General features: G+C 63.4%; 19 protein-coding genes. 2 read left to right on the top strand and 17 right to left on the bottom strand.

Annotation, left to right across the window (positions count from 1 at the left end):
• Positions 1-109: 109 nt before the first annotated feature.
• The 9 genes from waaA to rfbB form a co-directional block, all read right to left on the bottom strand.
• Complete coding sequence (gene waaA, locus GJ700_RS22675; RefSeq protein ID WP_154378182.1) at positions 110-1411, bottom strand: lipid IV(A) 3-deoxy-D-manno-octulosonic acid transferase; 1302 nt, start codon at positions 1409-1411, stop codon at positions 110-112.
• A gap of 9 nt (positions 1412-1420) precedes the next feature.
• On the bottom strand, positions 1421-2437 hold the full coding sequence (waaC, locus tag GJ700_RS22680; protein WP_154378184.1) for a lipopolysaccharide heptosyltransferase I: 1017 nt from the start codon (positions 2435-2437) through the stop codon (positions 1421-1423).
• A gap of 4 nt (positions 2438-2441) precedes the next feature.
• The gene (locus GJ700_RS22685) at positions 2442-3824 is read right to left on the bottom strand and encodes a phosphomannomutase/phosphoglucomutase (RefSeq protein ID WP_154378186.1); all 1383 of its coding nucleotides are present in this window, start codon (positions 3822-3824) and stop codon (positions 2442-2444) included.
• Positions 3825-3973: 149 nt separating this feature from the next.
• A complete protein-coding gene (locus GJ700_RS22690) occupies positions 3974-4291 on the bottom strand; it encodes an H-NS histone family protein (protein ID WP_154378188.1) in 318 nt (105 codons plus the stop codon).
• A gap of 64 nt (positions 4292-4355) precedes the next feature.
• Positions 4356-5450 carry a glycosyltransferase family 4 protein gene (locus tag GJ700_RS22695; protein WP_154378190.1) on the bottom strand — a complete coding sequence of 365 codons (1095 nt, stop codon included), beginning with the start codon at positions 5448-5450 and terminating at the stop codon, positions 4356-4358.
• Between the two features lie 197 nt (positions 5451-5647).
• Positions 5648-6505, bottom strand: coding sequence for a dTDP-4-dehydrorhamnose reductase (gene rfbD, locus GJ700_RS22700; RefSeq protein ID WP_371868077.1), 858 nt, complete (start codon positions 6503-6505; stop codon positions 5648-5650).
• On the bottom strand, positions 6502-7047 hold the full coding sequence (gene rfbC / locus GJ700_RS22705) for a dTDP-4-dehydrorhamnose 3,5-epimerase (RefSeq protein WP_154378194.1): 546 nt from the start codon (positions 7045-7047) through the stop codon (positions 6502-6504). The genes rfbD and rfbC overlap by 4 nt, the downstream gene beginning before the upstream one ends.
• Complete coding sequence (rfbA, locus tag GJ700_RS22710) at positions 7044-7940, bottom strand: glucose-1-phosphate thymidylyltransferase RfbA (protein WP_154378433.1); 897 nt, start codon at positions 7938-7940, stop codon at positions 7044-7046. Before rfbA ends, rfbC begins: the two co-directional genes overlap by 4 nt.
• Positions 7940-9004, bottom strand: a complete 1065-nt coding sequence (rfbB, locus tag GJ700_RS22715) for a dTDP-glucose 4,6-dehydratase (protein WP_154378196.1) — start codon at positions 9002-9004, stop codon at positions 7940-7942. Before rfbB ends, rfbA begins: the two co-directional genes overlap by 1 nt.
• Before the next feature lie 110 nt (positions 9005-9114).
• On the opposite strand from rfbB, the gene GJ700_RS22720 reads away from it, so the two are divergent.
• Positions 9115-9972 (top strand): symmetrical bis(5'-nucleosyl)-tetraphosphatase, encoded by an 858-nt coding sequence (locus tag GJ700_RS22720; protein ID WP_154378198.1) that lies wholly within the window; start codon positions 9115-9117, stop codon positions 9970-9972.
• Positions 9973-10016: 44 nt separating this feature from the next.
• Here the strand turns inward: GJ700_RS22720 and GJ700_RS22725 are convergent, their stop codons facing one another.
• The 6 genes from GJ700_RS22725 to GJ700_RS22750 are packed head-to-tail and all read right to left on the bottom strand — an operon-like array spanning position 10017 to position 14640.
• Complete coding sequence (locus GJ700_RS22725) at positions 10017-10760, bottom strand: lysophospholipid acyltransferase family protein (protein ID WP_229507182.1); 744 nt, start codon at positions 10758-10760, stop codon at positions 10017-10019.
• A gap of 8 nt (positions 10761-10768) precedes the next feature.
• Positions 10769-12103 carry a dihydroorotase gene (locus GJ700_RS22730; RefSeq protein ID WP_154378200.1) on the bottom strand — a complete coding sequence of 445 codons (1335 nt, stop codon included), beginning with the start codon at positions 12101-12103 and terminating at the stop codon, positions 10769-10771.
• Complete coding sequence (locus GJ700_RS22735; RefSeq protein ID WP_154378202.1) at positions 12100-13065, bottom strand: aspartate carbamoyltransferase catalytic subunit; 966 nt, start codon at positions 13063-13065, stop codon at positions 12100-12102. Before GJ700_RS22735 ends, GJ700_RS22730 begins: the two co-directional genes overlap by 4 nt.
• Positions 13058-13582, bottom strand: a complete 525-nt coding sequence (pyrR, locus tag GJ700_RS22740; protein WP_154378204.1) for a bifunctional pyr operon transcriptional regulator/uracil phosphoribosyltransferase PyrR — start codon at positions 13580-13582, stop codon at positions 13058-13060. Before pyrR ends, GJ700_RS22735 begins: the two co-directional genes overlap by 8 nt.
• Before the next feature lie 18 nt (positions 13583-13600).
• On the bottom strand, positions 13601-13981 hold the full coding sequence (gene ruvX / locus GJ700_RS22745; RefSeq protein WP_371868086.1) for a Holliday junction resolvase RuvX: 381 nt from the start codon (positions 13979-13981) through the stop codon (positions 13601-13603).
• Between the two features lie 2 nt (positions 13982-13983).
• Positions 13984-14640, bottom strand: coding sequence for a YqgE/AlgH family protein (locus GJ700_RS22750; RefSeq protein WP_154378206.1), 657 nt, complete (start codon positions 14638-14640; stop codon positions 13984-13986).
• 146 nt (positions 14641-14786) lie between these two features.
• On the opposite strand from GJ700_RS22750, the gene GJ700_RS22755 reads away from it, so the two are divergent.
• Positions 14787-16271, top strand: coding sequence for a cryptochrome/photolyase family protein (locus GJ700_RS22755; protein WP_154378208.1), 1485 nt, complete (start codon positions 14787-14789; stop codon positions 16269-16271).
• On the opposite strand, the gene GJ700_RS22760 is transcribed toward GJ700_RS22755, so the two are convergent.
• Positions 16272-22160, bottom strand: coding sequence for a hybrid sensor histidine kinase/response regulator (locus GJ700_RS22760; protein ID WP_229507183.1), 5889 nt, complete (start codon positions 22158-22160; stop codon positions 16272-16274).
• Positions 22161-22176: 16 nt separating this feature from the next.
• Entirely contained in the window at positions 22177-24471 is a 2295-nt protein-coding gene (locus GJ700_RS22765) for a methyl-accepting chemotaxis protein (protein WP_154378210.1), read from the bottom strand.
• Positions 24472-24501: the final 30 nt, after the last annotated feature.

The following is a 24501-nucleotide window of genomic DNA, read 5'->3' on the forward strand; positions in this document are numbered from 1 at the left end:
CCTTGGGTTGAGTGAGACAGAGTATGGATTTTTTTATATCATGCTGCCAGAGCAAAATGACACATTTTTTTCATGACAAATGTCACATTGTGTCATCTGCTATCAGGCGTCAGGCCGCTGCCTGCAGCAAGGCCGGCAACAGCGCCAGCGTGCGCTGCGTGGCGCCTTTATGCTGGCCCGCGAAATCGCGCGCGCGGCCGCCCATGGCGAGGCGGCCGGCATCATCGCGCAATAATTGCGCGGCCTGCGACATCAGTTCATCCGCCGTGGCGACGCGTACCGCGCCGCCGGCGGCCAGCGCATCTTCCGTCACTTGCGCGAAATTGAAGGTGTGCTCGCCGATCAGTACCGGCTTGCCCAGCGCGGCCGCTTCAATCAGGTTCTGGCCGCCCAGCGGCAGCAGGCTGCCGCCAATGAAGGCGACATCGCACAGCGCGTAATAGGCGAACATCTCACCCATCGAGTCGCCCAGCAGCACGTGCACTTCCGGCGCCACGGACATACTCGGCTGCGCCAGCGCGCTGCGCCGCTGCACGGCCAGGCCCCGTTCGGAAGCCATGTGCGCCACCGCGTCAAAACGCTGCGGATGGCGCGGCACCAGCAGCAGCAGCGTATCGGCCGGCAAAGTCCGTGCCTGCAAGGCGCGCTGGAAAGCGTCGAGGATCAGTTCCTCTTCACCTTCGCGCGTGCTGGCGCACAGCAGCACGGGCCGCGCGCCAACCTGCATGCGCCACTGGGCGCCCAGCGCCAGCGCGGCCTGCGGCACCTGCACGTCGAACTTGATGCTGCCCGTGACGTCGACATGGGCCACGCCCAGCGAGCGTACGCGGTCGGCATCCGCTTCCGTTTGCGCCGCCACCAGCGAAATGCCGCGCGCGGCGCCCCGCATCAGCGCGCCCAGGCGCCGCGCCTTGCGCAGCGAACGTTCGGACAGCCGCGCATTGGCCAGCACCACCGGCACGCGCGCCTCGTTGCAGCAGGCGATCAGCGATGGCCACACTTCGGTTTCCATCAAGATGCAGAGACGGGGTTCGAAATGGCGGATGAAGCGGCGCACCATGCTGAAGGTGTCATACGGCAGGTACGATTGCACCACGCGGGCGCCATGCTTGCCGAACAATTGCTTGCCCGTGGCGCGCCCCGTCGGCGTCATGTGCGTCAGCAGGATGCGGCTGCGCGGATAGGTATCCAGCAACGCTTGCACCAGCGGTTCGCTGGCGCGCGTTTCGCCCACCGAGACCGCGTGCACCCAGATCGTGTGCGGCTCGTCGTTGGCGGCGCGGTCGCGGTACAGGGCCAGGCGCTCGTTCCAGTGCTGGCGGTAGCCTGGTTCCTGCGCACCGCGCCGCCACAGGCGTCCCAGCGCCAGCGGCAAGGCCAGCCACCACAGCAGCGAATACAGACGGACCATGGCGGCTCCTCAGTTGCGGCCGGCGGCCAGCAGGGTACGCGCGGCCGCCAGTACTTCCGCCACGGATGGCGGCGCGCCACGGTCGCCCAGGTTAATGATTTTCGGCGACCAGTTACCCTCGGTTTTCCAGCGCGGCGAATCGGCATAGATTTCCACGGTGGGCCGGACAAAGGCGGCGGCGATATGGGTCAGCCCCGTGTCGACGCCGACCGCCAGCGCCGCGTGGCGCGCCAGCAGCACGGCGTCGGCCATCGGCAGTTGCGGCAATACGCGGGCATTGGGCAGGCTCGCGGCCAGCGCTTCAGCCTCCGCCTTTTCCTTGGTCGAACCCCATGGCAGCAAGACCGGCATCGGCGCCAGTGCGGCGCCCAGTTCGATCCAGTTGGCCGGTGCCCACTTTTTCGCATCGCGCGCCGTGCCGTGGAAGAAGACGCAATACGGTCCGGCCGGCATCCAGTCCGGGCGCGGATCGTCGGGCGATACTTCCGGCAAGCCGAAGTCCGCCGGATAATCCACGTCGTAGCCGAGCGCCGCCCCGACCACCAGGCGTCCCCGCGCCACGGCATGCGTGCGCGGATCCAGCTTGACGCTGCGCGTGTGGAAGAGGCGGGAGATGCCTTCGTAGCCCGACCCTTCGCTGCCATTGCCAAGACCCACCTTGTGGCGGCCCTTGGCGGCGCCCATGATGATGCCGGTCTTTAGCAAACCCTGGGTGTCGAACACATAGTCGTAACGCTGCGCACGCAGCGTCGAGAAGAACGCCTTGATTTCAGCACGGGTGGCAGGATTGCCCAGGCTCTTGCGCCAGCGCCGCAGCGCAAACGGGATGATGGTGCGCACCCGCGCATTCATCCGCACCAGGCTGACATAACCCTCTTCCACCACCCAGTCGATATTCGCGTTCGGGTAGTGGCGGGCAATGTCCGCCACGATCGGCATGTTATGCAGCACGTCACCCAGCGAGGAGACGCGCACCAGCAAGATGTTCAACGGCTGCATGCCATGCAAATTGCCCCGGCTGCTCATGGGCTCAGAATGGCAGTTCGGCGTCCGGCTTGGCAGCCAGGATCACGTCGCGGAACTGGCCCTGGATGCGTGCCAGCGCTTCCGGCGTTTCCGCCTCGAAGCGCATCACGATCACCGGCGTGGTGTTCGACGAACGCGCCAGGCCGAAGCCGTCCGCATATTCGACACGCAGGCCGTCGATGGTGATGATGCGCTCGTTGCCCGGGAAGCGCGCGTCGCTGCGCAGCTTGTCCATCAGCGAGAAATTCTCGCCTTCATGCAGGTGCAGGTGCAATTCCGGCGTGGAATCCGATTGCGGCAACGCGTTCAGCAGCGCGGACGGATCGGCGTGCCGGGTCAGGATTTCCAGCATGCGCGCGCCGGCATACAGGCCGTCGTCGAAACCGTACCAGCGGTCCTTGAAGAAGATATGGCCGCTCATTTCGCCGCCCAGCGGCGCGCCGGTTTCCTTCAGCTTGGCTTTCACCAGCGAGTGGCCGGTCTTGTACATCAGCGGCACGCCACCGCTTTTTTCAATGTACGGCGCCAGGTGGCGCGTGCACTTCACGTCGTACAGGATTTGTTCGCCGGGATGGCGCGTCAGCACGTCTTCCGCAAACAGCATCATTTGGCGGTCCGGGAAAATGATCTGGCCATCCTTGGTGACGATGCCGAGGCGGTCGCCGTCACCGTCGAACGCCAGGCCAAGTTCCGCGTCCGTCTGTTGCAGGCAGCGGATCAGGTCTTGCAGGTTTTCCGGGTGGGCCGGGTCCGGGTGGTGGTTGGGGAACGTGCCGTCCACGTCGCAGAACAGTTCAATCACGTCGCAACCCATGCCGCGGTACAGGTCGCCCGCAAACGCGCCCGCCACGCCGTTGCCGCAATCGACGGCAATCTTGATCGGGCGGGAAATCTTCACGTCGCCGATGATGCGCTGCAGGTATTCGGCCTTAATGTCGTGCGTGCTGTACGAACCGGGCTGGCCGGCCAGTTTGCCGCCGTTGGCCAGGATGCTGTCATACAGGCCGGTAATGGTGTCGCCATAAATCGCTTCGCCGGCCAGCACCATCTTGAAGCCGTTGTAATCGGGCGGATTATGGCTGCCGGTGACCATGATGCCCGACGGTGCGCCCAGCACCTGGGTGCCGAAATACACCATCGGTGTCGCCACCACGCCCAGGTCGATCACATCCACGCCCGCCGATTGCAAGCCTTGCGCCAGCGCTGCAGCCAGTTCCGGGCCGGACAGGCGGCCGTCGCGGCCAATCACGACCTTGCGCTGATCCTTGGCCAGCGCGGCCAGGCCGAATGCGTGGCCGATCTGGCGCGCGACATTGGCATCGAGCGTTTTACCCACGATGCCGCGGATATCGTAAGCTTTGAAAATCGATTTCGAGAGTGTAGTCATAATCTTGGTAGGACGCGCCCGCGCCCGGCGCCGAAGCGCCAGGCCGTGGAGGTAGGCTGTGGGATGGCGGCTGGCAGAAGGGCCCAGCCGTAAACTACGGGTATAGTAAGTGCGATAACTGTGGCAGGCAAGCCCTGCCTTTACTACTTTTAAGCGGCGATGCGCAAGCCTTCGATATCGTTGCCGGCTTCAACCCAATCCTTGACCCACTTCGGCTGACGGCCGCGGCCGGTCCATTGCTGGGCCGCATCGGCAGGATTGCGATAGCGCGGCGCCACTTCCGCGCCGGGCGCCTTCAATTTAACGCCGGCCACCAATTCTTCCACCGAAGCGCCAACGCTTTTGGCAATCGCCAGGATTTTTTCAATGGCTTGTGCACGCTCCTGGGTTTCACGCTGCGCCAATTCCTTTTTTACTTGCTCTTGCAATGCACGCAATTGAGCAACAGACATATTCGACAGATCCATAAATATCCCTTAAAAAAAGTGAGGTTACGATTCTGCCCGAAATATACACGAAAATCGGAATGAATTAATGTTTCTTGTGTTGAATCATCCAGCGCGGCGCCTTGAATCGGACGATGCGCGCATATAACCACAAGTAAGTCACCATGAACAGCAGGCAAAATATCATCAATAAGGTGGTATTGTTCCAGAACATCGTGGCGGGGATCACTGCCATCAATGAGAATGCCCACAGATAAGGGGAAGTCAATGAATTGCGGCGCAGTAGCGCGCGCCCTTCCTTGCGTCCGATCGCCCACTGGACGATACGGCGGTATATCAGGCTATGCAAATGGATTCCGTCCGGCATGGCAGGCGACTTACCTCGCACAAACATGCGGCGATAAGCGGAAAACAGTGTTTCAAAAGCGGGGTAGATTAACAGCAGCGCCGCGTACCAGGTCGACACCTGGGGATTACGGATCACCAGCAGCAACGCCAGTTCGCCCAGCATGAATCCAATGAAATAAGCACCGCCGTCGCCCAGGAAAATCAGGCCGACCGGGTAATTCCAGATCAAAAATCCCGCCGTGGCGCCCGCCACGATCAATGCCGCCACCAGGACAAACATATCGTTCACTTGCAGCGCCACATAGCCAAGCGACAGCAACATGCAAATGGTGACCACACTGGCCAGGCCATTGAAACCATCGATGATGTTGACCGCGTTGGCAATGCCAGCCACCGCCAGGACCGAGACCGGCAGCGCCAGCCATACCCACGGGATCGCCCACGTTGAAAAAGGCAAATCAAGCCGGTCAATGCGGGCGTCGAGCAGGAAATACGCCATCAACCCGGCGGCAATCGTGAGCACAAGGCGGCGCGCAGCGCTGACATTGCCGGTGTAATCTTCGACGATGCCGCCGGCAAACGCGATCATCGCGCACGCCAGCAGCGACACCATCCAGCTGGTCATGGCCGGTACGCGCCAGATCGAGATGCATGCAGCCAGCACCACGGCAAAGAAAATGGACAGGCCGCCGATACGGGCGACCGCATGCGTATGGTTCTTTTGCACGCCAAGGAAATCGGCATCGAGCGCGGGGCCATGCAGCTTCGCTTCCTTGATTACCAGCAGAGTCAGCAGTGCGGAAGCTACGAAGCTTATGAGGAATGAAAACATTATTAATTATCAATACAAGTCCGGCGTACAAGGTTCGGACCCTGCGGCCTGCGGTGGCTGATGCCAACCGGCGATTGTACCGGAACCCGGTATTGATATGACAAGAATCAAGCGGGGATATACGCTCCCGCAACGCGCGGCGAGAATTCTAGCAAATCCCGCCGTCCCACTCAGCCATACTTACCGTTTGAAACAGCTCAGCGCATGCACAGGCGCAACGCCTCGCGCCAATGCGGCAACGCACACAGGGTGTGTACCAGCTTATGCGACGACATCACGGAATACGCTGGCCGGGCGGCCGGCGTTGGATATTCCGCAGTGGCGATCGGCGTCAGCTTGCAGGCAATGCCCGCCTCTTCAAGGATGGCTTGCGTAAATTCAAACCACGTGGTTTGCCCCTGGCTCGACAAGTGGTAAATCCCGCCATGCTGCGCCCACCAGTCCGGCCCGCCCGCTTTCGCCTGGGCCAGCACAGTGGCCGTGCTGTCGGCAATGGTACGGCTCCACGTGGGCGCCCCGTGCTGGTCCGCCACGATGCGCAACTCATCGCGCTCACGCGCCAGTTTCAGCATCGTCAGCAGGAAGTTCTTGCCGCGCATGCCGTAGACCCAGCTGGTGCGGAAAATCAAGTGCCGCACACCGGATGCGGCAATGGCTTGTTCGCCGGCCAGCTTGCTGGCGCCATACACGTTGACGGGACCGGTCGCATCATTTTCCACGCGGGGCGCCGGGTCCGTGCCCGGGAACACATAATCAGTCGAATAGTGCACCAGCGCCGCGCCCAGCCGCTTCGCTTCCTCCGCCATCACGGCCGGCGCTTCCGCATTGATGCGGTACGCCAGTTCCCGCTCGCTTTCCGCCTTGTCGACCGCCGTGTACGCGGCAGGATTCACAATCAGGCCCGGCTGGACTTCGCGGATCACGGCCCGCACCTGGTCCAGATTCGCCAGGTCCATGCGCGCACGGTCCACCGCCACCACGTCACCCAGGCCTTGCAGGCTGCGTTCCAGTTCGTAGCCGACCTGGCCGGAACAGCCCGTCAACAGGACCTTCACGGGAAGACCTCCGCCTGCGCCAGCGGCACACCGGCCTTGTCCTTGGCCGACAGCAGCGGTTCGACGTCCAGCGGCCAGTCGATACCAATGGCCGGATCATTCCAGATCACGGAGCGTTCGTAGGCCGGCGCATAGTAATCCGTGGTCTTGTACAGGAATTCCGCCACATCGCTGGTGACAACAAAACCATGGGCAAAACCGGCGGGTATCCACGACTGGAGTCTATTTTCAGCCGACAGTTCCAGGCCGTACCACTGGCCGAACGTGGGCGAGCTTTTGCGCAAATCCACTGCCACGTCGAATACCGAGCCAGTGGTGACCCGCACCAGTTTGCCTTGGGCCTGCTGGATCTGGTAATGCAAGCCGCGCAGCACGCCTTTGGCCGAGCGCGAATGGTTATCCTGCACAAATTGCACATTGACGCCGGTCTGCTCGGCAAAGCGCTGTGCATTGAAACTTTCATAGAAAAAACCGCGCTGATCGCCATACACGGTCGGCTCGATTACCAGTAATCCTTCCAGTGGCGTCTTGATCACATTCATCGTGGAATTACCTTATCTTCCAAAATTTGCAACAGATATTGGCCATAATTATTCTTCTTCAATGGCTCAGCGAGTTTCGCCAATTGTGCCGCATTGATATAGCCTTTGCGAAATGCTATTTCCTCCGGGCAGGCCACTTTTAAACCCTGGCGCTTTTCAATGGTGGCAATGAATTGCGACGCATCGAGCAGCGATTCATGCGTTCCCGTATCCAGCCACGCCATGCCGCGCCCCATCAATTCGACATTCAACTGATCCTGCTGCAGGTAGACATTATTGACGTCGGTGATCTCCAGCTCGCCCCGCGCCGATGGTTTAATGCTGGCGGCAATATCGCATACCTGGTTATCGTAGAAATACAGCCCCGTCACCGCATAATTGGATTTCGGCGCCTTTGGCTTTTCTTCGATCGTCAGTGCTTTACGGTTCGCATCGAATTCCACCACGCCATAGCGTTCCGGATCTTGCACGTGATAGGCGAACACAGTCGCGCCAACATCGCGCACTGCCGCCGACCGCAGCAGCGCATCCAGATCGTTACCGTAATAAATATTATCGCCAAGAATCAATGCCGAGGGGTCGTTGCCAACGAATTCGCGGCCAATGATGAACGCTTGCGCCAAGCCATCCGGCGATGGCTGCACCGCATAACTGAGCTGCAAACCCCACTGGCTGCCGTCGCCCAGCAAGTCCCTGAAGCGGGGCGTATCCTGCGGCGTGGAAATGACGAGAATTTGGCGCATGCCGGCCAGCATCAACGTGGTCAGCGGATGGTAAATCATCGGCTTGTCGTGAATCGGCAGCAATTGCTTGGACACACTCATCGTGATCGGGTACAGGCGAGTCCCGGAACCACCGGCCAGGATAATGCCTTTGCGGCGAGGAACAGTCATCATGCCTCCCTGTTCTGATAATTGGTCTCGAGCCACGTCTTGTACGCGCCCGACTGTACATCCAGCACCCAGGCCTGGTTCTCCAGATACCATTGCACGGTTTTCGCGATACCGCTCTGGAAAGTTTCAGCCGGTTTCCAGCCCAACTCCCGCTCCAGCTTGCGCGCATCGATGGCATAGCGGCGGTCGTGACCGGGACGGTCTTTCACGTACGTGATCTGGTCGCGGTAGCTGCCTGCGGCCTTGGGCCGCAACGTATCCAGCATGTCGCACAGCGTATGCACGACGTCGAGGTTGGCCATTTCATTCCAGCCGCCCACGTTATAGGTTTCACCCAGCCGCCCCTGCGCCAGCACGCGGCGGATCGCCGCGCAGTGGTCGCCCACGTACAGCCAGTCGCGCACTTGCTGGCCATCGCCATAGATCGGCAAGGGTTTGCCGCCCAGTGCATTGGAAATCACCAGCGGAATCAGCTTTTCCGGGAAGTGGTACGGACCGTAATTATTCGAGCAATTCGTCGTCAGTGTCGGCAAACCATAGGTATGGTGGTACGAACGCACCAGGTGATCCGATGCGGCTTTCGACGCGGAATACGGGCTGTTCGGCGCATATGGCGTGGTTTCGGAAAACGGCGGGTCTTCCGGGCTCAACGTGCCATACACTTCATCGGTCGACACGTGCAGGAAGCGGAATGCCGCCTTCTCCCCGTCCGGCAACGCGCCCCAGTAGGTGCGCGCCGCTTCCAGCAGGCTGAACGTGCCGTTGATATTGGTCTGGATGAATTCGCCGGGACCAAGAATGGAGCGGTCCACGTGGCTTTCCGCCGCGAAGTGCACAATGGCGCGCGGTTTATGCTGTTGCAGCAACGCCAGCACACCAGCCTGGTCGCAGATGTCGCCGCGTACGAACACGTGACGTACATCGTTTTGCAGCGATTTCAGGTTGTTCAGGTTACCTGCATACGTCAGCTTGTCGTAATTCAGAACAGGTTCGTCCGATTGAGCCAGCCAGTCGAGAACGAAATTTGAGCCGATGAAGCCGGCCCCGCCAGTCACAAAAATCATTTAGCACCCGGGATCGCACGTTGTCATGCTTATTATTCTATGTGATGGCTGCAGTAAATCGGGGAAAATAGCGAGAGAAAATAGCATATTTGCCAAACAACTGAACAACCATGACGCAAAAAACGTATGTCATTGGCGACCTGCAAGGGTGCCACGACCAGACTGTCGCGCTGGTCGAACGCATTTTGGCGCAGGAATCGACGCCGCCAGCCATCCTGTTTACCGGCGACCTGATCAACCGCGGCCCCGATTCGCTGGCCACCTTGCGCTACATTTACGCCTTGGCCAGCAACAGCGATGGCCGCATTGACACAGTCCTGGGCAACCACGATCTGCACTTGCTGGCCGTGGCCAACGGCATCCGCCCCGCCCACCCTTCCGATACGCTCAGCCATATCCTGGAAGCGCCGGACGGCGCCACGCTGCTGGACTGGCTGCGTGCGCGGCCGATGGCGATCCTGCGCAACGGACACTTGCTGGTGCATGGCGGCGTCCTGCCGCAATGGGATGCGCAGCAAGTGATGGCCCTGGCAGACGAAGTGGAAACCGTACTGCGCGGCCCCGGCTGGGTCGGCTTCCTGGCGCAAATGTATGGCAACCAGCCGAACCGCTGGAATGCCGGCCTTGAAGGCATGGAGCGCTTGCGCTGCGTGGTCAATGCGCTGACGCGCCTGCGCTTTTGCACGCAGGACGGCATCATGGATTTCAAGATGAAGGAAAGCGCCAAAGCCGATCCGGATTCCGGCCTGATGCCGTGGTTCGACGTGCCGGGACGGGGAACGGCAGACGTGACGGTGGTGTTTGGGCACTGGTCGGCGCTGGGATTGCTGCTGCGCCCGAACCTGATCGCGCTCGATACGGGTTGCGTCTGGGGCGGCTATTTGTCCGCCGTGTGCCTCGACGACCGGTCGCTGATCCAGCAGCAGTGTCCCGAATACCGCGAGCATTCGGGCAAGAAGGCGACGTGATGGATTAGCGCGTCACGCGCAATCCATCACGCCGTCATGCAGCGTTACGCGGCGGCGGCGTTGTGCACGCCCAGCGCGCCTGCCACCGCATCATGCGCCGCTTGCGCCAGTTCGCGGCGGTGCGCACCGGCCGCGGCCATCGCCGGCAGGCAATGCAGGCGCGCCCGCACCGGCTTGCCGCCCAGGATGGCCACCACGCTTTGCGCAAACGTCATGTCGCCAATGAAGTCGACCGACGGATGCAGCTTGCCCGAATCGTCCACATAGCTGAGCGCGAACGGCTGCACCATGACTTCCGCGTCGATGGCCGCTTCAAACAGGTTGGCGTGGAACGGCAGCAAGGTGCCCTGCGCGGCGGTTGTCCCTTCCGGGAAAAACGCCACCCGTTCACCCGCCTGCAAGCTGTGCACCAGGCCTTTGAAGATATGGCGCAAATCGCGGCGGTTGCCGCGCGCGATGAACACGGTGCCGGCTTTGTCGACCAGCCAGCCGGCCAGCGGCCATGAACGGATTTCCGCCTTGGCCACGAAGCGGCACGGGTACAGCGCATCGATGACAAAGATATCCAGCCACGACACGTGGTTGGCGACGATCATCGCGTGCACCAGTGGCTCGCTGCTGCCGGGCGCCATTTCCACCGTCACATTGCACATCTTCAGCAACTGGCGCGACCAGCGCCGGATATGGCCGTTACGGCGCGCCGTGCCGATCCACGGGAAAATCACGGCGCACACCAGCATGCCGTACAACATGTGCACGACCAGGCGCGCCAGACGCAGATACAGCATGGGACCTCTTAACTCACGTTGTTGCGGGAGGCGCCTGAATTGCCTGCATTGCGTTCATAGGCGACGTGGCCTGCCACGATGGTCGCCTGCACCTGCCCGGCCAGTTCATAGCCGAGGAATGGCGTATGCTTGCCTTGCGACGCCAGCGCCGCGCCTTCCACGGTCCAGCGTGCCTTGGGATCGAAAATGCAGATGTCGGCCGTGCTACCGACCGCCAGCTGGCCCGCGTCCAGTCCCGCCACGCGCGCAGCGTCATGGCTGATGCGCGACAGCGCCAGCGGCAAGGCATCGCCCTTGCCCGGCTGGCCCGCCGCGTAATCGTCGGCCCACTTCAAGGTCAGCGACAGCAGCAATTCCAGGCCGGTGGCGCCCGGCGACGCTTCCGCGAACGGCAGCAGTTTTTCATCGTCATCGACCGGCGTGTGGTCCGAACATACGGCGTCGACCGTACCGTCCAGCACGGCGGCGCGGATCGCGTCGCGGTCGCGCTGGCTGCGGAATGGCGGCGTCACGCGCGCATTCGGATCGAAGAAACCGATATCGGCATCGGTCAGGTGCACGTGGTGCACACCCACATCGCACGTGACCGGCAAGCCTTCCGCCTTGGCGGCGCGGATCAGGTCCAGCGCGGCAGCCGACGAAATGCGGCACAGGTGCACGCGCGCGCCGGTCGAGCGGATCAGTTCAAAAATCGTGTGCAGCGCAATGGTTTCCGCCATCACCGGCACGCCGGACAAGCCCAGGCGCGATGCCAGCGGGCCGCTGTGCGCGACACCGCCACGGCCAATATGCGCATCCTGAGGACGCAGCCATACGGTGTAGCCAAAGGTCTTCGCATATTGCAGCGCGCGCAAGAGCACGTTGGTATCTTCGATCGGCTCTTCCGCCTGCGAAAAACCCACGCAACCCGATTCGGTGAGTTCCGCCATTTCCGTCAGCGCCTTGCCCTTCAGGCCCATGGTCAGCGCGCCCAGCGGGTGCACGTGCGCCTGGTTCAGGCGTTTGGCGCGGTGCTTCAGCATTTCCACCAGGCCCGGCTCATCCAGCACGGGATCCGTGTCGGGCGGGCACACCAGCGACGTCACGCCGCCCTGCATCGCCGCCTGCATTTCCGAATCCAGGGTCGCCTTGTATTCATAACCCGGTTCGCGCAGGCGGGCGGACAAGTCCACCAGGCCGGGCGCCACCACCAGGCCGGCGGCATCGATGGTGCGCGCCGCCGTGAAACCGGCCGGCGCGGCGCCCATGGCGGCAACCTTGCCGTCCACGATAAACAAGTCCTGTACGGCGTCGACGCCGTTGGCCGGGTCGATCACGCGGCCGTTCTTAATGTGTAAGCTCATCCTTGATTCCCTGCCAGAATACTCATGACCGCCATGCGGACCGCGATACCAAACGTCACCTGCGGCAAAATCACCGCCTGCGGACCGTCGGCCACCGCCGAATCGATTTCCACGCCGCGGTTCATCGGTCCCGGGTGCATGACGATCGCATCCGGCTTGGCCAGCGCCAGGCGCTCCGGCGTCAAGCCATAGCTCTTGAAGTATTCCTGCACCGACGGCAGCAGCGCTCCATTCATTCGTTCATTTTGCAGGCGCAGCATGATGATCACGTCCACGCCCTTCAAGCCTTCATTCATGTTGGTGAAGGTGCGCACGCCCATCTGTTCCAGGCCGCCCGGCAACAGCGTATGCGGGCCGATGGCGCGCACTTCCGGCACGCCCAGCGTGGTCAGCGCGTGGATATCGGAACGGGCCACGCGGCTGTGCAGGATGTCGCCCACGATGGCCACCGTCAGGTTGGTGAAATCCTTCTTGTAGTGGCGGATCGTGTACATGTCCAGCAAGCCCTGCGTCGGGTGCGCGTGGCGGCCGTCGCCCGCATTCACCACGTGCACGTGGTTTTGCTTCGTATCGTTCAAGTGCTTGGCGATCATGTATGGCGCGCCCGATTGCGCGTGGCGCACCACGAACATGTCCGCGTGCATGGCCGACAGGTTGTCGATGGTGTCCAGCAGCGATTCGCCCTTGCTGGTCGACGATGCCTGCATGTTCAGGTTGATGACGTCGGCCGACAAACGCTTCGACGCGATCTCGAACGTGGTGCGGGTGCGGGTCGAGTTTTCAAAGAACAGGTTGAACACGCTCTTGCCGCGCATCAGCGGCACTTTTTTGACTTCGCGGTCCGATACGCCGACAAACGACGACGCGGTGTCCAGGATATGGTTGACGATGGATTTGGGCAGCCCTTCGATGGACAGCAAATGCTGCAGTTCGCCGTTCTTGGTCAGTTGCGGATTAAGCATGGTTTTCTTCAATGGTGAGCGTGAATTGTCCGGCGTCGTTGCGCTGCAGGCGCAACGCTTCGCATTGGTCCACCGTGACCGTGGCCGCCACGAAGTCGGCGGCGACCGGCAATTGGCGGCCGCCGCGGTCCACCAGCGCGGCCAGCATGATGCGCGCCGGACGTCCGTAATCAAACAGCTCGTTGATGGCCGCGCGCGTGGTGCGGCCCGTGTACAGCACGTCGTCGACCAGCAGCACGGTGGCGCCGGCCACGTCGAACGTGATGTGCGTAGGTTTGACTTCGGCCGGCAAGCCCTTCTTCGCGTAATCGTCGCGGTAGAACGACACGTCGAGCACGCCGCAGCGCGCCGTCATGCCGAGGTCTTTCGCCAGGCGCTCGGCCAGCCAGGCGCCGCCGGAGTGGATGCCGACGATACAGGGATCGTGCGCACCGGTCAGGCCCGCTTTTACCTGTTGCAGCAGGTGCGCATACAGCGCCTCCGCATCCAGGCCGGAAGGTTTCATTGGATTGGACATGGTCAAATCTCGGTGAATTCAGGAAGTTTCAAAATATTGTTGCAGGATGATGGCGGCCGCCCGGTCATCGATGATTTCGCCCCGCCTGGCCTGGATCACGGCCGACGAATAGCGCTCGTCGACCAGTTCCACCGGCAAGTTGAAGCGGCCATGCAGCTGGTTGGCGAACTTGCGGCAGCGCGCCGTCATCTCGTGGGGCGTGCCATCCGGATGGCTGGGCAAGCCCACCACGAAGCGGGTCGGCCCCCATTTTTCAATCAGCGCGGCAATTTCCGCGAACCGCACGTCGTTGGCCTGGGCGGAAATGACCGCCAGCGGCGCCGCCTGGCGGACCAGCGTATTGCCCAAGGCCACGCCGATCCGCTTGATGCCGAAGTCGAAGCCCAGGATGGTTTCTATGCTCACGCGTGCCCTGCTTCGGACGCCAGCATCAGCGGATCGAAACCCAGCAGTTTCATGGCGGCCATATAACGTTCTTCGACCGGCACGTCGAACAGGATGCGCGTGTCGGCGCCCACGGTCAGCCAGCCATTGCGGCTGATTTCATCTTCCAGTTGGCCCGGACTCCAGCCCGCGTAACCGATCGACACCAGCATGCGCGACGGGCCCGTGCCGCGCGCCACGGCTTCCAGCACGTCGATCGACGTGGTGAAGGCGACTTCCTCCGTCACCGTCAGTGACGACGAATAGCGCGAGCCCGGCGTGTGCAGCACAAAACCACGGTCATCCTGCACGGGGCCGCCAAACATGATGGGTTCGTCGACCACGCTGCGCGGCACGTCCGTCGACAACTCCAGGTCGACCCGTTCGAACAGGGTTTCCATCGTCATGTCGGTGGGTTTGTTGATGACCACGCCCAGTACGCCGTTGTCATTGTGCTCGCACACATAGACGACCGTACCGCCGAAGACCGGGTCTTGCATCGACGGCATGGCAATCAGGAAATGGTTGGCCAGGTTCAGCGCAGGAACCGGTGCGGCGGCAGGCGCCAGCGGGTCGGCAGGCTCTTGCAATAAGCCAAGCGTGGGCAGAGTTTGGCCGGCTTTAGTTTTCTTCATACGCGTGCTCTCTCTGCAGTTCTGGGGGAATTTGTAATCTTTACTGAAATCTTGAAGTAAACTCGCACGACTTGTCGGTGCAGCCTTACGGCGTGTATAGCCGACAGTTTACTATGAATTGCCCGAATTGCCGCTATGGCCACGTAATGCCTACCACTATCCCCACCGATAATCCCCCGTTCCGCACGGCGCTGGTCTGGTTCCGCCGCGACTTGCGCAGCTTCGACCATGCCGCGTTACACCATGCGCTGCTGCGCAGCGAAACCGTGTTTTGCGCTTTCATTTATGACAAGGAAATTCTGGATACCCTGCCGCGCGCCGATCGCCGCGTGGAATTCATCCATGCTTGCATAGGTGAACTGGCGGCGGAATTACAACAGATGGGCGGCAACCTGATCGTGCGCCATGCCGTGGCGCGCGATGAAATCCCCCGTCTCGCCGCGGAACTGAACGCCGACGCCGTGTTTGCCAACCACGATTACGAACCGCAGGCGATCGCCCGCGACGATGCCGTGGCCCGGGCGCTGGCAGCCGGTGGCCGCCCCCTGTTCACGTTCAAGGACCAGGTCATCTTTGAAAAAAACGACGTGCTGTCGCAATCGGGCACGTCCTTTTCCGTGTTCACGCCGTACAAGAACGCCTGGCTGAAACGCTTGCAGGCGGAACCGGACAGCACGGCGCCGTGGCCCATCGATCCTTACGCCCACAAACTGGCGGCGGGCCCGGCCTCTTCATCGTCGCTACCGTCGCTGCAGCAACTGGGTTTTGAGTCCACCAACCTGGCGGCGCTGGCGATCCCCACCGGCATGCGCGGCGGTACGCAATTGTTCGACGATTTCCTTGGCCGCATCGCGGACTATGGCGTGGCGCGCGATTACCCCGCCGTCAAGGGCCCGTCATACCTGTCGCTGCACCTGCGTTTCGGCACCGTGTCGATCCGCCACCTGGTGCGCACGGTCGCGCAACTGTCGGCGCGCGGCCAGGCCGGCGAAGGTGGCGCCGTATGGCTGTCGGAACTGATCTGGCGCGAGTTTTACATGATGATCCTGTACCACCATCCACACGTGGTGCACGCCTCGTTCAAGCCCGCGTATGACGCCATCCATTGGGAAACCGGTCCCGATGCGGATGCGTTGTTCGCCGCCTGGTGCGAAGGCCGCACCGGCTACCCGCTGGTCGATGCGGCCATGGCGCAGTTGAACCGCACCGGCTACATGCACAACCGCCTGCGCATGGTGACGGCGTGTTTCCTGATCAAGGACCTGGGCATCGACTGGCGGCGCGGCGAAGCCTATTTTGCGCAGCACTTGAATGATTTCGACCTGGCGGCCAACAACGGCGGCTGGCAGTGGGCGTCATCGTCCGGTTGCGATGCGCAACCGTATTTCCGCATCTTCAACCCCGTCACGCAATCGGAAAAATTCGATCCGGAAGGGAAATTCATCAAGCGCTACCTGCCGCAACTGGCGGCCCTGGACCCGCGCGACATCCACGCGCCGTGGCAAACGCCGCGCATGGTGCTGGAAGAAAAAGGCGTCACCTTGGGCCACAATTATCCACAGCCGCTGGTGATGCACGACGAAGCGCGCAAGCGGACGCTCGAGCGCTACGCCGTGGTCAAGAAAGCGTAGCTACGCGGCCTGCCGCGCCAGCAAACTTTCGATCGCCCCCAGCAGCACGGGTTCCTGGAACGGCTTGCCGAAATACGCGTTGACGCCCAGTTGCATCGCGTAATTGCGGTGCTTGTCCGCGCTGCGCGATGTGATCATGATGATGGGGATGTCACGCGTGCGGTCATCTCCACGCACATTGCGGGTCAGGTCGAAGCCATCCATGCGGGGCATCTCGATATCGACCAGCATCATGTCCGGCAAGCTGTCGCGCATCTGTTCCAGCGCATCGACGCCATCCTTGGCCAGCAGCACCTGGTAGCCTTCGCGCTCCAGCAAGCGCTGCGTGACTTTGCGCACGGTCAGCGAATCGTCCACCACCATGATGGTGCGGCCGCCCGCCTGCTTGAGCTGCACGCCGCCGGCCGCCGGCTCGACCTTTAATTCCGGGTGTTCCGCCAGGTGGCGCGCCAGCGCCAGCGGATTCAGGATCAACACGATTTCTCCCGAACCCAGCACCGTCGCGCCGGCAATGCCGGCCATGCGCGCCAGTTGCGGCCCGATATTTTTAATCACCACTTCGCGGTTGCCCAGCACCTCGTCGACGTGCAGCGCCAGGCGTTCATCGCCTGCCTTCAGCATCAAGACCGGCGACGAGCGCTGGACTGCCGGCTGCGCCTGCGCATCGCCCAGCATGGTCGGCAGGTAATGCAGCGCGGCCTGTACATCCTGCAGCGCCACGTGGCCTTTGGTGCGCGCATCGTTCAGCGCGCTTTCCTTCATTTGCAGCACTTGCTCGACCAAGGTCGACGGCATCGCATACGGCCGCCCGCCGGCGCGCACCAGCACCACTTGCGTCACAGCCAGGGTCAGCGGCAGGCGGATCGTGAAGCAGGCGCCCTTGCCTCGCTCGGTGGCGGTATCGACACGGCCGCCCAGCAATTGCGCTTCCGACCGCACCACGTCCATGCCGACGCCGCGCCCGGCCTGTTCCGTCAGGGTTTCCGCCGTGGAGAAACCCGGCTCGAAGATCAGGTTGGCGGCTTCACTATCCGTCAGGTCTTCCCCGTCGTCCAGCAAGCCCACACTGCGCGCCTTGGCGCGGATGCGGTCCAGGTCCAGCCCGGCGCCGTCGTCGGAAAACGCCAGCACCACTTCATTGCCCTGCTGGCTCACCTGGATCAGCAATTCCCCCGTTTCATCCTTGCCCGCCGCGTGGCGCTCCGCGCGCGCTTCCACGCCATGCACGATGGCGTTGCGCAGCAAGTGCTCGAACGGCGCCGCCATCCGTTCCAGCACGCCACGGTCGATTTCCACGGCGCCGCCCCGGATATCGAGGTTGACGCGCTTGTCCGTTTCCTTGGCGGCCAGGCGCGCAACACGGAACAGGCGCTCGGAAATGCTGGCGAACGGCACCATGCGCACCCGCATCAGGTCGCGCTGCAATTCACGCGTCATGCGCGCCTGCTGCGTCAAGTCGGTGCTGGCGGTATCGACGCTGCGCAGCAAGCTTTCATGGAACGACGCCACGTCGTTGACGCTTTCCGCCATCATGCGCGTCAATTCCTGCAAGCGCGTGAAGCGGTCGAATTCCAGCGGATCGAATTCGCGGTCGCTGGAAATCGACATGCGCGACGCGATCTGCGACTCCGCCTGCATTTCCACTTCGCGCAACTGGCGGCGCAGGCGCGCCAGGTTGTCGGAAAAGTCGTTCAGCGACGTGCGCAGCGCACCCACTTCATTTTCCAGCCGCGAGCGCAGGATCGATACTTCGCCGGCCTGGTTGACCAGGCGGTCCAGGATGTCGGCGCGCACCCGCACCAGTTGCGTGCGCGATGCGCTGTCGTCTTCCTGTCCGGCCGCCGGTGACGCGGCCGGCGCCGCGACGGGCGTGCCTGCCTGCCCGGCGGCCGGTGCAACCGCAGCGGCAGGCGCCGCCTGCGGATGTTGCAGTTGCTCGAACAGGACCAGCGCATGGTCGTAATGCGTCAGCAATTCCTCGAACGCATGGGGCGTCGCGCTGTTCGCGTGCACCATGTTTTCAATATGGGTTTCGATTTCATGCGCATGCTGGCCCAGGCGCATCGCGCCCGCCATGCGTGCGCTGCCTTTGACCGTGTGCAGCACGCGCTGCAGCATGTGCGCGTGGCTGAAATCGGATGGATTGCGCTGCCATGCGCGCAGGGCCTGGCCCACTTGCGGCAACAGGTCCGCGCCCTCTTCCAGGAACACGGGCAGCAAATCCGGGTCGATTTCATCGGTATAACTGCCGGGCGGCGCCACGGCCAGTTCGGCCGGCGCGTCAGGCAATTCCAGCACCTGCACGTCAGGCGCGGCGGCAGGCGTCAGCGCTGGCGGCATTTCCGGCTGCGGTGCGGGCGCAGGAACATGCTCGGCGCTCAGCACCGCCAGTTCCGGCACGTCCGGTTCCAGCTCGGTCAGCGCCAGCAATTGCTCATCCAGCGCCGGTTGTGTTTCGGGTTCGGGCTGCAGCTCAGGTTCCTGCTGCGTGTCCGGCCGTGGCGCTTCGCCAACCGGCTCGGCGCCGAAGACTGGTTCCGGCGCCTGCGCTTCGCTCTGCGGCGCAGCCGGTTCCGGCACCGGTTCGGCTTCCAGTTGCGCCAGCCACTCATCCTGCAGCTCAGGTGTGTCAGGCGCCGGCACCGGCGATGATGACGCCTCCGGCGCGGCAATATGCGACAGCGGCGCGGCAAAGGCGTCGTCAAACGCGGAGTCGAACAAATCGTCGATGTCGTCGTTGACGGGCGACGCCGCCTTCGGTTCAGGGGCCCGCGTCAGCACGGGTTCGCGGTGGATGAAGTCCGACTCGGGCGGTGGGCTGCCGGACAAATCGTTATAGGCCGCCACGAACAGGGCGTCCAGTTGCGCCGCCAGCGCGGCATCGCCCGCATCGGCCGCCGCCACGGCGCCGTCACCCTCGTCAGCGGTCACCGCATCGGTTTCCGCATCGGCATCGGCAAATACCGCATCCATATGCGCATCGAACGCGCCATCCGGCGCCTGCAGCCGCGCCAGTTCGTCACGCATGCGCTGCAAGGCATCGATCAGTTCCGGCTGCTCTGGCGCCACGTCGCCCTGCGCAAAACCCAGCAGCATCTGGTGGATGCGCTCCACGGTGAAGTCGAGCAAATCGTGCTGGGTCGGATCCAGTTGCGGCGCCGGCGCGTGCAAGCCTTCCAGCGTGGTTTCCAGCGCGTGCGCGAGGTCGCGCAGCGCCGTGAAGCCCACCGTGGCCGACGTCCCGGCCAGCGTATGCGCCGCCTGCAACGCTTCGGCGCTGGCCGGACGGCGCGGTTCATGGCGCCACTCACCAAAGTCGCGCGCCAGCACGCGCGCCAGCTCATCGGTCTCGGCCAGGTAAATGTTATACAGCGGCAGCGGGATCGTCAGCGCGCCCACGTGTTTGACGTCATCGTCTTCCGGCGGCAACAGTGGCGCCACATTCGGGTGGAATTCAATCACGTCCGCGCTGGGCGCCGGCGGCGCGACCAGCGGGAAGGCGATCACCTGGCCCAGCTCCTCGCCACCCTCGCTTGCCTGCTGCGGTCCTTCCGATACGGGGGGCGTGAAATCGACGATCTGCGCACCGCCACCTGCAGGCGCTTCGTCCGGAGCAGCGGGCACATCCAGCACTGCCGGCACTGCATCGTCCGCCATCTCGAACGGCCCGCCTTCCTGCACGCGCGCGGCAGCGGCCGCCAGCGCATCGGCATTGCGCTGCGCGACGCCATTGGCCACCAGTTCATCGACCCATGCCGTCAAATCATGCGCGGCGCGCTCCAGCAATCCGAACAGCGCTTCCGTGGCGGGGCGCTCCTCGGCCAGCCACGTATTCATCGTGCGTTCGATGGCCGCCGCCGCATCGGCAAACTGGTTCAGGCCCACCATGCGGCCGCTGCCCTTGAGCGTGTGGAACGAGCGGCGCAGCATGGTCAAATGTTCCAGGCTCCCCGCCTCGGCGCGGGGTTTGGCCAGCGTTGCGTTGACGAACACCAGCACTTCCTGCGCTTCCGCGATGAAGATATCGAGCAATTCCTCTTCGATGGCGGCATCGCTGGGCAATTCGGCCGCCGCCTGCGGCGCGGGCGTGGGCGGCGACGTGGGCGATTCGACTTCCTGGTCCAGTACCGGCACCGGCGAACTGGCCGCGATTTTCTTGAACGGCACCGCCCGGAATGCGCCCTGCGAAGCGTCGAACGCATAGCGCTCTTTGGCGCCGGACGGGTTTTGCGCCAGCATGTCGACAAAGAAGCCCAGCGCGCCGACATTTTGCGCGATGTCATCGAGCTGGCGCGGCTCTTGCGCCGGATCGCCCTGCCCCTCGGCCAGTCTGGCGATTTCCTTGCGCACGTGCTCGGTGGCGAACACGGCGTCTTCCTGGTCCAGGATCGCCAGTGCGCCATGCAGCTGGTGCAATACGCGGTCCAGGCTGCGCAGCGAAGGCCGCAGTGACGGGTCGCCGTAATAATCGTCCAGCACTTTTTCCACCTGCCGCAGGCCGGTCTTCATTTCCGACGCCAGCGCGGCCACCGTGTCATCCTGCTGCAATTGATGGGCCAGGCCGATCTGCCATTGGGCGGGCGGCGGCGCGCCATCGCTGTCGCCTGCCAGCAGCGCCTGCAGACGCGCACCGATCGTGTCGGCATGGGCCGGGAACGTGTCGGGCAGATGGCGGATATGTTCCAGTCCGTGTTCGGCGAACAGCAGCGCCGTCGTCATTTCCAGCGACAGCGCTTCGCTGCGCCCCTTGGCGACCGCCGCATTGGCCACCTGGGCCAGTTGCCGCATCAGCGCAGCCAGCGCCGCGACACCCAGCTTGTCGCACGCCACGGCCACCACCGCCAGCGCCTGGCCGAATTCCGCATCCAGCTGCGGGTTGATGGCGGTGTCCAGCAAGCGTTGCCACGTGGCCTTGGCGGTCGCCATGGCTTCTTTCGCGCGCGCCAGCGCTTCGGCATCGATGCGTCCATAGCGCCTGGCTTCCACGTCGGCCGGCACCGTGCCTTCCACGCCGAATACGCTGCACAAATGGTGCGCCAGCGGCGACACCTGGTCGTGATCGGCGCCCGCGATGAAGAACAGCGCTTCGCGCAGCATGGTGTCCGGCAGCGAGGCATCACCCTGCGCCAGGCGGCGCATTTGCAGGTTAATCAGGCCAAACAATTGTTTGACGTAACGGCCATGGTCCAGTTGCCCGGCCGCCGCCAGTTCCGCAAAGGCTTGCATCGCCAGCCAGAACGTGCGCGCTTTCGGCTCCCCCTGCGCTTCGGCCACTTGGGCCACCGCGTCGCGCAGCGCGCCCGCTTGCGCTGTTTGCGCATCGCGTTCCGTGGCCTTCATATAGGGCAGCAACGCGCGCTCGAAGCGCTGGCGGTATGCCGGGTAATCTGGCGCCGTGGCTGGCGCGGCGGCCGGCACGCGCGCCAGCGCGGACAGGTCGGGGAAGAACAGGTCGGCCGGATGGATGCGTTCCGCGCCCAGCATTTCCTGCACCGCGCGGTAATACGGGAACAACCGCACCGGCTGGAATGGCGCCCCGGCCAGCAACTCTTCGAGGAATTCCGTGACGGCCTGGTACAGGTTGGCGACGGTACGCGCATTGTCCGCATTGCATTTGAGCGCGCCGGACTTGAAGCGGTCCAGCGCTTCTTCCGCCACCTGCGTCATCAAGGTCACGCCATCGACGTCGACGATCTGCAGCGCGCCATGCGCCTGGTGCAGGTGCGAGCGCGCGTGCTGCAGCGCGGTGGCCTGGTCATCCTGTTCGCGTCCGCCTGCTTCGAACAAGGCGGTACGGGAGCGGCCCAGCGCTTCGCGCACTTCCGCCATCACCCAGGACAGGGGGCCGGTATCGAATTGCGCCGCGCTGGAAGAGTCGAGGTTCGTCATTGCTTGTTCCATGTATTCAGGATGCCGTGATGCGGAAGCGCGACACCGAGTTTTTCAGTTCCTGCGCCAGCACCGACAGCTTGTGAATCGATTGCGCGGTCTGCTGGGTGCCGTTTTGCGTTTGCTGCGTGACAGCCAGGATGTGCCGGATATTTTGCGCCACGCCGGTGGCGGACGTGGCCTGGGTGCCGGTGGCGTACGAAATGCCCTGGATCAGTTCCGCCAGCCGGTTCGACACGTTCGAGATATCGGCCAGCGCGGCGCCGGCCGCGTCGGACAGGCGCGCCCCTTCGACCACGCCCTGCGTGGATTTTTCCATGGCCGCCACCGCATCGTGCGTATCGGTCTGAATCGTGCGCACCAGCGCGCCGATCTGCTTGGCCGCTTCGGCAGACCGTTCCGCCAGCCGCTGCACTTCTTCCGCCACCACGGAAAAGCCCCGTCCCGCCTCGCCCGCCGCGGCAGCCTGGATCGCCGCGTTGAGCGCCAGCACGTTGGTCTGTTCGGTAATGTCGGAAATCAGTTCCGTGATCTCGCCGATTTCCTGCGACGATTCGCCCAGGCGCTTGATGCGCTTGGACGTTTCCTGGATTTGTTCGCGGATTTCATGCATGCCCTTGATGGCGTTTTCCACCGCCGTGGCGCCTTGCTCGGCCGCCGCCACCGACTGGCGCGCCACGTCCGCCGATTCCGCCGCGGAACGCGACACGTCGGTAATTTCATTGGCCATTTTCACGACCGTGGCGCTGGCATCCTGGATTTCGCGCGACTGCTGCTGCGACGCCAGCAGCAAGTCGCTGGACGTACCGTGCGCCTGCGCCGACGCCAGCCGCACTTGTTCCGCCGTGGTGGTCACGCGGCCCACCAGGCCGCGCAACTCTTCCACCGTATAGTTGACCGAGTCGGCGATCGCGCCCGTGATGTCTTCCGACACGGTCGCCTGCACCGTCAGGTCGCCGTCCGCCACTTCCTGCAATTCATTCATCAGGCGCAAGATCGCGGCCTGGTTCTGGTCATTCATGGCTTTCGCTTCTTCTTCCTTCTGCTGCGCCTGGACGCGCATGGCTTCCGCTTCCTGGCGGCGGCGTTCCGCACTGCGCGTGCGGTTTTGCGAATCCTGCAGCAGCACGCGGCCGATCGCCGCGGCGGTGATCAGGGTCAGCATGCCGCCCGCCACCATCAGCCAGAACGACATGTTCAGGGCATCCTGCTCGGCGCGGTATTGGGACAGCAAGCCACCCAGCAGGCCGCGCAATTCCTCGTTGCCGGCAAAAATGGTGCGCTCGGCGGTCTTGGCGGTGCTGAACTTGTCGAGCCGGTCGAGGATGGACGCCACCAGCTTCTGGTATTCCTCGAACTGTCCTTTCAGGGTGGTGACCCGTTCGCGCAACTCTCCTTCGCGGATGGCCGGCAATTGCTCGCTGCCGCGCAGGAAAGCGTCCAGCGTGGTGCGGAACACCGTGGTGTCGCGGCCCAACTGGAACGCGGTTTCCGATGAAATGCCGCCGGCCGTAATGTATTCGCTGGCGCTGCGGCTCATCCGCTGCGTCAGCATGGCCAGTTTGCCCAGCGCCGCCACTTCGCGGGTCCCGGCGCCCCGTTGCAGGCGCTGCGCCTGCAAATCCTCCACCATCGACAACAATTGCGGCGACAGGCGGTCCAGCTGTTTCAGGGTTTTATCCATGCCGCGCAACTCGGCGCTCAGCGCGAGGATGGCGCCGGCCGCCTGGTCCGACGCCTTCCACTTGCCGCGTGCCGCCGTCACCGCCTTGCTCAGGCTCGCGTGGGGCGGCGGAATGCTGGCGCCCTGGAAAACGCCGCCCTCCAGCATCAGGCTGAAGTCGCGGTTCAATTCCTTGCGGCTTTCATCGAGCTGGCGGAACGCTTCTTCATTCCCCTGCACCGCGTTGGGCGCGGCCTTGCCAATGCGCTGCGAATGCATCAGCGCATCGCTGGCGATCTGCGTTTGCGCGGAACGGATGCTGTTGCTGCGAATGTTGAAACCCACCGCCGCCACGCTCAGCAATATGCACAGCGCCAGCACGGTGGACAGGATGTTCAACTGGCGCTGCGCCGGCAAATCGCCGATCAGCGGCAGGCGGATACCCGGACCGGCATCGGCGGCGGGACGTGCGCCCTGGCGGCGCAAGGCATCGCGCAGGCGCAGGGGCGCGGCAGCCGCCCCCTCTTCCGGCGCGGCGGCAGGTGCGGCGGATGGGGCATAACTGGCAAACTCGGAATCCGGCGCCGTCAATGGCGCCGGCGCTTCGGCCTGCTGCGAACGCGACAACAGCTTGGTGAGCAATCCCATATGTCCTCGTGAATCCTCGTTTAGTCCGTG

This window comes from Pseudoduganella rivuli, from assembly GCF_009674485.1.
In the GTDB taxonomy this organism is placed as follows: Bacteria; Pseudomonadota; Gammaproteobacteria; order Burkholderiales; family Burkholderiaceae_D; genus Rugamonas; species Rugamonas rivuli_B.